At 72.1% G+C, this 4,544-nt stretch carries 4 protein-coding genes and 1 pseudogene; 2 read left to right on the forward strand and 3 right to left on the reverse strand.

Annotated elements, in window-relative coordinates; all coding sequences use genetic code 11:
* A pseudogene (locus ACOADB_RS25225) lies at positions 1-519 on the reverse strand (helicase); the annotation flags it as partial.
* 128 nt (positions 520-647) lie between these two features.
* On the opposite strand from ACOADB_RS25225, the gene ACOADB_RS25230 reads away from it, so the two are divergent.
* On the forward strand, positions 648-1,274 hold the full coding sequence (locus ACOADB_RS25230) for a TetR/AcrR family transcriptional regulator (protein WP_378605379.1): 627 nt from the start codon (positions 648-650) through the stop codon (positions 1,272-1,274).
* A gap of 24 nt (positions 1,275-1,298) precedes the next feature.
* Here the strand turns inward: ACOADB_RS25230 and ACOADB_RS25235 are convergent, their stop codons facing one another.
* Positions 1,299-2,180 (reverse strand): TIGR03619 family F420-dependent LLM class oxidoreductase, encoded by an 882-nt coding sequence (locus ACOADB_RS25235; protein ID WP_378605382.1) that lies wholly within the window; start codon positions 2,178-2,180, stop codon positions 1,299-1,301.
* Between the two features lie 46 nt (positions 2,181-2,226).
* Between ACOADB_RS25235 and ACOADB_RS25240 the strand changes: the two genes are divergently transcribed.
* Entirely contained in the window at positions 2,227-4,167 is a 1,941-nt protein-coding gene (locus tag ACOADB_RS25240; protein WP_378605385.1) for an FAD-dependent oxidoreductase, read from the forward strand.
* Here the strand turns inward: ACOADB_RS25240 and ACOADB_RS25245 are convergent.
* Positions 4,164-4,544, reverse strand: a 381-nt coding sequence (locus tag ACOADB_RS25245; protein ID WP_378605388.1) for an enoyl-CoA hydratase-related protein, incomplete at its 5' end; no start/stop codon positions are given. The genes ACOADB_RS25240 and ACOADB_RS25245 overlap by 4 nt on opposite strands.

A 4,544-nucleotide genomic window follows, 5' to 3' on the forward strand; every position in this document is an offset into this window, starting at 1 on the left:
CATCAGCGCACCCTCGCCGACGATCGGCAGGGCACGACCAGCGGCCTCGGCGGTGGCCAGGGCCTCCGCGTCGAGCAGCTCGTCCTCGACCCCGATCACCTTGCGCGAGGCGCTGCGCAGCACGCGGCGGCGGATCACGCTCTGCGGCTCGGCGGCGGTCGCCTGGTAGAACACCGCGGCGGCCGGTGCTCGCCAGTCGATGAGCAACGAGTCGCGGTCGTCGTCGCGCAGGCCGATCCGGCCGACGTACCGCGGCTGGGTGTCGACGGTGGCGTCCATGTCGAGGCGGCCGAAGACCAGGCCCTCGTGGGCTGCGTCGAGCTGGGCGATCCGCTTCGCGGCCTGGAACACCATCGCGTCGCGCTCGACCAGGCCACCCTCGTGGCCGACCCGACCACGCGAATGGCCTTCCTTGGCCAGCTCCTGGGCGGCCTCGCCGGCCACCTCCAGCTGCCGATAGACCCGGTCGACGAAGGCCTGCTCAGACGCGACCTCGCGCTCCACCAGTTCGTCTGCCACCGACGTGACCCCTACCGTCCGCATTCCGTCCGACATACGCTGCTCCTACTGGGAGCGGCAAGCCCCCAACTCTACAGGGCTGGGTACTGCTTGAATGGCGGCAGGCTCGCACACCTGAGGGGGGTCCGATGAGTACGACGCCGGTGGCACTGCCACGCAAACTGAATCGACGAGGCCTGGCGGCGCGGGAGAAGTTGCTGTCCACTGCCGTGGAGATGCTCGGCACCGGGCGACCGGAGTCGGTCTCGATCAACCTCGTCGCCCGCGAGGCCGGCCTGAGCTGGGGATCGGTGCAGAACCTCTTCAACGACTCGGACGGGTTCTGGTCTGCCGTGGTCGACCTGATCACCGACGACAAGGCCGCCCTGTGGCCACCGCCGCAGAGCGACACGATCGCCGGTCGGATCACCGAGGTCGCGGAGCTGTACCGACAGGTCCTCGCCTCGCCGTACGCCGTGGCGATCGACACGATCCGGCTCGGGCTGCCCCGGCCACGGCCGGTCCTGGCGCAGACCCACCCCCTGACGGCTGCCTCGCTCACGCGACTGGAGGCCGACTGGGCGCAGGAGTTCCTCAACTTCTTCGAGGACGTTCGGGAACAGGCCGTCGACCAGGAGCGGTTCATGGACGTCGCCTGGGCGCTCCCCATCGCGCTGCACGGCCTCGTCGCCCACCAGGTCAACGGCGCTTCGGTCGATGCGGACCGGGTCTACCGCACGCTGGTCGTCTCGATGACGACCTACCTCGAGGGCTGAGGCCGGACCCGGCCGCTCAGCCTCTCAACCGATCAGCCGGCGGACCGGTTCGATGACGTCCGCGCGGAAGCGCTCGATCCCCTCGAGCTTCTGGGCCAGCGTCGCGTCGGGCCCGCTGTAGTACATCCAGGGCATCGTCATCGTCATGGTCACGCCGCCGTCGGTGGCGCGGGCGAAGTCGTCGGGCGTGAGGGCGTCGGTGAGGGCCGGCGCGACCTCGAACGGCTCGTCCAGGTCGCGGCCTGCCGCGGTGCGGAACGCGCGGAGCCGTTGCGCGATGGCGACCGCCTCCTCGACCGTGGCCAGGTCCCCGATCCACCCGTCGTTGCGCGCTGCGCGGCGCAGGGCGACGTCGGACAGGCCGCCCACCCACACCGGGATCGGCCCGGGCGGCTCGGGCCGCATCACCAGTCGGTCGCAGGAGTAGAACTCGCCGGCGAACTCGGTCCAGCCGGGCGCCCACAGGCTGCGCAGGAGGTCGAGCGCCTCGTCGGTACGTCGTCCGCGCGTACTGAAGTCCTGCTCGAGCAGCTCGAACTCCTCGCGGCACCAGCCGACCCCGACGCCCAGGGTGACCCGTCCGCCCGACAGCGCCGCCGCCGTACCGACCGCCTTGGCGACCACGAACGGGTTGCGCATCGCGGCGACGTAGATCGAGGTGAAGAACTGCAACCGCGTGGTCACCTGGGACAGGGCACCGACGGTGACCCACGGGTCCGGCCAGTCGACATCGGTCTGCCAGCGGCGTTCGCCGTCGGGCGTGTAGGGGTACGGCGTCGCGACGGTCTCGAGGTCGACGACGTGGTCGGCCACGCTGAACGCCCGGAAGCCTGCTTCCTCCGCTGCTCGGGCCAGCGGCACGAGCTGGTCGATCGGCTGGTAGGCGGTCACCATCGCGAAGTCCACGCGCTCACCCTAGGCGAGGAGGTAGAACGCGTTCTAGTGTTCCGGGATGACCCCGTTCCCGCACCTTCTCGCTCCCGGGCGGATCGGCACCATGACGGTGCGCAACCGGATCGTGATGTCACCCATGGAGACGATGTACGGGACCGCCGAGGGCCACCCCTCCGAGCGGACCGTGGCGCACTTCGCTCGGCGGGCCGAAGGCGGCGCCGGGCTGATCACGGTCGGCGCCACCGGGATCGACCCGCAGCACCCGGAGACACCCGGTGGCCTGCAGATCGGCACCGCTGACTCGGTCGCGGCGCACCGGCGCCTGGTCGAGGCCGTGCACGCCCACGGCGCGCGCATCCAGCCACAGATCGTGCACGCCGGTCCCGACGGGCTCGGACCCGAGATGTTCGGCGTCACCTCGCTCGGCCCCTCGGTGATCGGCTCCTACCTCACCGGACGGCCCTCCGCGGAGGCCGGCAAGGAGCAGATCGCGGCGATCCTCGACCAGTACCGCGCGGCGGTGGTCCGCGTCCGCGAAGCCGGGTACGACGGCCTCGAGCTGCACGCCGCGCACGGGTACATGTTCCTGGGCTCCTTCCTGGCACCGCAGCGCAACCGGCGGGGCGACCGCTACCGCGGCAGCTCGATGGAGGGACGGATCCGGGTGGTGCTCGAGGCGCTCGCGGCGATCCGTGGCGAGGTCGGCACGGACTTCCCGATCACGCTGCGGATCTCCGGCTACGAACGCGTCGCCGGCGGACGACCGATCCACGACACCGCGTCGATGGCGCCCCTGCTGGTGCAGGCCGGCGTCGACGCGTTCCACGTCAGCGGCGGCGTGATCGACCGACTGGTGACGGGGATGGTGAACGGTGCCGACTCCGGTCCCGGCCTCAACGTGGGCGCGGCCGCTGCCGTGCGGGAAGTCGTCGACGTGCCGGTCATTGCGGTCGGCCGGCTGCACGACCCGGGCCTGGCCGAACAGGTCCTCGCCGACGGCCGGGCCGACTTCGTCGCGATGGGACGACCGCTGCTGGCCGATCCGGACCTGCCACGCAAGCTCGCCGGCTGGGGCGGCGGGCCCGACCGGGTCCGGCACTGCATCTCCTGCGAGAACTGCATCGACACCCTGGAGGAGAAGCTGGCCACCGAGTGCGCCGTGAACCCCTTCACCGGGCACGACCTGGACCGGGTGCTGCCGGTGGTCTCCGACCGGCCGCGACGCGTGGTGGTCGTCGGCGGCGGGCCGGCCGGGATGGAGAGCGCACGCCTCGCTGCGAGTGTCGGACACCGGGTCACGCTTCTCGAAGCGAGTCCCCGACTGGGTGGCGCACTCGTCGACGCGGCCGCGGTGCACACCGGGAACCAGCCCTACCTGGACTGGATCCGTGCGGAGGTCGCTGGTTCCGCCGTCGAGGTCCGGCTGGGCGCGGCGGCTGACCCCGCGACGGTCGCGGCGCTGTCGCCCGACGTCGTCGTGGTCGCCACGGGCGGCCGGGTCGTCGTACCGCGGGTGACGGGGGACGACCTGCCGCACGTGCGGCACGGGCTGGACACCACCGCGATCCCCGAGGGCCGACGCGTGGTCGTGGTCGGCGCACGGATGGCGGCGGTCGAGTGGTGCGAGTCCCTGGCCCGCGCCGGGAAGCTGGTCGCGTTGCTGTGCCCCGGTGACGAGATCGCGCCCGAGTTCGGGCCGAAGCGTCGTACCGAGCACATGGACCGGCTCGACCGGCTGGGCGTGACCGTGCACGCGGGCTGCTCCGTGGAGGAGATCACCGCCACGGGGGTCCGCCACACGCCGGCGAACGGCACGACCCGTGAGCTCCCGGCCGACGCGGTCATCCTGGTCGGAGAGGTCGTCGCCGACCGGTCCGTCCGGGACGCCCTGGTCGCTGCGCTGCCCGGCGTCGACGTCCACCTGGTCGGGGATGCGGACGGCCTCGGCCTGATCCGCGGCGCGACGGCCGACGCCGCGACGCTGGTGGCCTCGCTCTAGCCCTTCTTGCGGGTCAGGAAGGCCGTCATCGCCTCGCGGGCCTCGTCGGAACCGAACAGGCGCGCACTGAGCTCGACGAGCTCCTCGCCCTTGGCGTCGATGTGCGCCAGCAGGTCGGCGCCCAGCAGCTGCTTGGTCTCACGAAGGCCCTGGGCAGCGCCGGTGGCGATCTGGCCGGCGACCTCGTCGACCTTCGCCTGCAGGTCGGCGGCGGGTACGGCGAGCGTGGCCAGGCCGTGCTCAACGGCCTGCGCCCCCGTGAAGACCTCGCCGCCCAGGGCCGTTAGGGCGGCACCCCGCGACGTCATCCGCGGCAGCACCGTCAGCGAGATGACCGCGGGCGTCAGGCCGAGCTTCACCTCGGTCAGCGCGAAGGT

Origin of the sequence: Nocardioides sp. CPCC 206348, from assembly GCF_048654705.1 — a bacterium.
GTDB lineage: Bacteria > Actinomycetota > Actinomycetes > Propionibacteriales > Nocardioidaceae > Nocardioides.

Excerpts from the sequence above, each read along its gene's own strand:
- ACOADB_RS25240 (WP_378605385.1), top strand. The coding sequence starts at position 2,227 with ATGACCCCGTTCCCGCACCTTCTCGCTCCCGGGCGGATCGGCACCATG.
- ACOADB_RS25230 (WP_378605379.1), top strand. The coding sequence starts at position 648 with ATGAGTACGACGCCGGTGGCACTGCCACGCAAACTGAATCGACGAGGC.